The sequence below is a fragment of the Mitsuaria sp. TWR114 genome (assembly GCF_007997345.1).
In genome coordinates this window covers 1-3,696 of sequence record NZ_VOSR01000943.1, presented here as the reverse complement: position 1 = coordinate 3,696, position 3,696 = coordinate 1, and the positions used below count along the sequence as shown (strand labels likewise).

Annotated in this window: 5 protein-coding genes; all 5 read left to right on the top strand. The window is 70.0% G+C overall.

The window, feature by feature from the left end; translation table 11 throughout:
• Positions 1-145: 145 nt before the first annotated feature.
• On the top strand, positions 146-1,990 hold the full coding sequence (locus tag FUT87_RS30100) for a hypothetical protein (RefSeq protein WP_222617300.1): 1,845 nt from the start codon (positions 146-148) through the stop codon (positions 1,988-1,990).
• Positions 1,991-2,017: 27 nt separating this feature from the next.
• Positions 2,018-2,683 carry a phage baseplate assembly protein V gene (locus FUT87_RS26140; protein WP_091724613.1) on the top strand — a complete coding sequence of 222 codons (666 nt, stop codon included), beginning with the start codon at positions 2,018-2,020 and terminating at the stop codon, positions 2,681-2,683.
• A 15-nt stretch (positions 2,684-2,698) separates the two neighbouring features.
• Positions 2,699-2,977 carry a PAAR domain-containing protein gene (locus tag FUT87_RS26135; RefSeq protein WP_147242872.1) on the top strand — a complete coding sequence of 93 codons (279 nt, stop codon included), beginning with the start codon at positions 2,699-2,701 and terminating at the stop codon, positions 2,975-2,977.
• A 4-nt stretch (positions 2,978-2,981) separates the two neighbouring features.
• Positions 2,982-3,395 (top strand): GPW/gp25 family protein, encoded by a 414-nt coding sequence (locus tag FUT87_RS26130; RefSeq protein ID WP_147242871.1) that lies wholly within the window; start codon positions 2,982-2,984, stop codon positions 3,393-3,395.
• Positions 3,392-3,696, top strand: a 305-nt coding sequence (locus tag FUT87_RS26125; RefSeq protein WP_222617299.1) for a hypothetical protein, incomplete at its 3' end; no start/stop codon positions are given. The genes FUT87_RS26130 and FUT87_RS26125, both read left to right, overlap by 4 nt.

Below are 3,696 nucleotides of genomic sequence, written 5' to 3'. Positions count from 1 at the left end.
GGCCGCCGCCCGCCAGCAGCCGAGCGCGCCGCCTCAGGCACCCGCCGCGCCCGCGGTGGACGTCGACGCGCTGACCGGCCTGGTGATCCAGCAGATCGACCGCCGCCTGGTCGCCTGGCGCGAACGGATGGGGAGGGTCTGAGCGATGGCACTGGCCAAGGCCCGCATCACCGTCGAGCACACCGGGGCGCAGTTCGACGTCATGTTCAACCCCGAGGAGTACAGCCTCAACAAGGACAACAACTTCGCCTCGCAGGCGATCCCGGGGCTGGGCTCGCCGATCCTGCAGTTCGTGCACGGCAACCTGCGCACGCTGGAGATGGAGCTGTTCTTCGACACCACCGACACCCGCGCCGACGTGCGCGGCCAGACGCAGAAGGTGGTGGACCTACTCAAGATCGATTCCGAGCTGCATGCGCCGCCGGTGCTGCGCGTGGCCTGGGGCTCGCTGCAGCTGCGCTGCGTGCTGACGCGGGCGAACCAGAAGTTCATCAAGTTCCTCGAGGACGGCCGGCGACGCGGCCCGCATCACCGTCAGTTTCAGCGAGTTCATCGATCCGGAACGCGAGGCCAAGGAGGTCAACCGCCAGACGGCCGACTTCAGCAAGGGCTGGACGGTGCAGCGCGGCGACACGCTCCAGTCGATCGCGTGGCGCTTCTACGAGGACCCGGCGCTGTGGCGTCCGATCGCGATCGTCAACGGCATCGACGATCCGCGCAGCCTCGTGCCCGGGCAGGCGCTGCGCGTGCCGGCGCTGCCCTTCACCGATCCGGCCACCGGGGAGGTGAGCTCATGAGCCGCCTCGCCCCGGAATGCACGATCCGCATCAACGGCGACACGATCCCCGCGGCGCTGCGCGCCTCGATCGTCAGCCTGAGCCACACCGACGGCATGGAGGGCGCGGACCGCGTCGAGCTGAGCATCGCCAACACCTCGCTGCAGTGGCTGGACCATCCGCTGCTGCAGGTCAACAACGAGTTCCGGCTGTCGCTCGGGTATGCGCCGGGGCCGCTGGAGGAAGTCTTCGTCGGCGAGATCACCGGCGTGGAACCCTCGTTCCCGTCCAGCGGCATCCCGATGATCCGGCTCACCGCGCAGGACTACCTGCAGCGGCTCACCGTCGGCACCAAGGACCGCGCCTTCGCGATCAAGATCCCCACGGTGGGCAACTTCCCGCTGCCGGACTCGGCGGTGGCGGCGCTGGTGGCCGGCACCAACGCGCTGATCCCGGCGCTGGACCCGGTCGGCGGCACGCTGTCGACGCTGGTGGGCCTGGCCACCTACCTGAGCTTCCCGCAGTTCGCGCAGATGGGCGTGCGGCGCCAGAGCGGCGTCAACGACTTCCAGTTCCTGAGCGAGGTGGCCAAGGAGAACGGCTGGCAGATGTACATCGACCACACGGCCGAGCCGCATGGCCGGGTGCTCAAGTTCCAGTTCCTGATCCAGGACTACGCGCCCAGCCTGACGCTGAAGTGGGGCGCCTCGCTGACCGACTTCACGCCGCGCATCACCACCGTGGGCGAGATCGAGGGCGTGGCCGCCAAGGTCTGGGTCGACAGCATCAAGATGGACTTCACCATCGCGCTGAACTGGGACTACGACCGCGCGATGTTCAAGCTCTCGATCACGCCGGGCGGCCAGCTCGGCGAGCTGCTCGCGCCGGGCAAGGTCACCACGATCAAACCCACCAGCTACGCCACCGCGCCGTCCAAGATCCTCACCGAGCTGCTGCCCAAGCTCAACAACCGGCTGACCGGTTCCGGCAGCACCGTCGGCGACCCCCGCATCAAGGCCAGCCGCGTCGTCAACCTCGAGGGGCTGGGCGACCAGTTCGGCGGGCTGTACCGCATCACCTCGGCCACGCACACGCTGGACGGCAGCGGCTATCGCACCAGTTTCCAGGCGCGCAAGGAAGTGTGGTTCGGCGCGGTGCCGCTGCCCAAGGGGCGCGGCGGGCTGGTGCGGCTGCAAGGGCAGTTCACCGTGTGAGCGGCGACAGGAGCAGGAACACCCACCATGGATGAACAACTCTTCGAGCGGCTGGACCACCTCGGCGTCGAATCGCTGAAGGAGGGCTTCGCGATCTCGCCCGGCGTCGTGACCAGCAACTTCGACGCGATGTCGGAAGGGCGGGTGCAGGTGCGCATCCCGTCGATCCCCGGCATGGAGCCCTGGTGCCGGCTGCCGTCGATGGGCGGTGGCTCGGGCCGCGGCTTCATCTGGGTGCCGCAGGTGGACGACGAGGTGCTGGTGGCCTTCGCGCAGAACGACGCGGCGGCCGCCTACGTGCTGGGCGGGCTGTGGAGCACCCGGGACCGCCCGCCGCTGACGCTGCAGAGCGACTTCCTGGTCAAGCGCCTGATCAAGACCGGCCTGGCCGGCGGCGTCGGCCACGAGGTGGAGTTCGACGACGCGCTGCAGTCCATCACCATCACCACGAGCACCCGCCAGAAGGTCACGATCGATCCGCTGCAGATCAAGCTGGAGAACACCGCCGGCACGCTGTCGATCGCGATGGACAACAAGACGCAGACGATCACCGTGCAGTCGGCGCTGAAGATCGAGCTCAAGGCGCTGCAGATCGCGCTCGAGGGCACGCAGGTCGACATCAAGGGCAGCGTCGTCAACATCCAGTCCGCCGGTCCCTGCAGCGTGCAGGGCCTGCCGATCAAGCTCAACTGACGGAGGGACGACACCATGCCTCCCGCAGCCCGCGTGGGCGACCCCACCGGTCATCCTGGCGTCATCACCGGCCCCGGCGTGGCGATGGTGCTCATCGGCGGCATGCCCGCCGCGGTCGTCGGCGACCTGCACGCCTGCTCGATGCCGCCGACCGCCGGCCCGCATCCGCCCACGCCGATCGCCAAGGGCAGCGCCACGGTGCTGATCGCCGCCGCCGGCCGCGCGCGCGGCGACATGAGCGGCTGCGGCGCGCCCATCGTGATGGGCTGCCCGCTGGTCGAGATCGGGGGCTGAGGCCATGGCCGCCGCGCAGACGCCGTCCACCTTCCTCGGCCAGGGCTGGGCGTTCCCGGTCGGCATCAAAGCCGGCCAGACCGCCACCGCCGCCTATGACGAGGACGTGCGCCAGGCCATCCTGATCATCGTCGGCACCAACCCCGGCGAGCGTGTGATGCGGCCCGACTTCGGCGCCGGCCTGAACGCGTTCGTCTTCGAGCCGCTGAACCCCGCCACGCTGGAGGCGATCCGCCAGCGCGTGATGGAGGCGCTGGTCGACTGGGAGCCGCGCATCGACGTGACGGCGGTGACCGCCGTCGCCGATGTCGCCGACGCCGGCAAGGTGCGCATCGAGATGAGTTACCGCGTGCGGGCGACCAACTCGCATGCGAACCTCGTCTACCCGTTCTACCTCGAAGAAGGATCGGCGCAGTGAACACCCCGCCCCGCGTCGAACTCGACGGCCGCGATGCGCCGGCGCTGCTGGCGCAGCTGCTCGCGCGCCGCGCCGGCTACACGCCGGAATGGCTGGCGGCGGACCGCGGCGCCGGCCTGGCCGCGATCGCGGCCCGCTACCTGGAGGCGCTGACGCAACGCCTCGGCCAGGTGCCGGACAAGCTCAAGCTGGGTTTCCTGGACGTCGCCGGGCTCAGTCTGGTGCCCGCGCAGGAGGCGCGCGCGCCGGTCGTGTTCCGACTCTCCGACCAGGCGACGGGCGGCTCGGCGCCGGCCCGCAC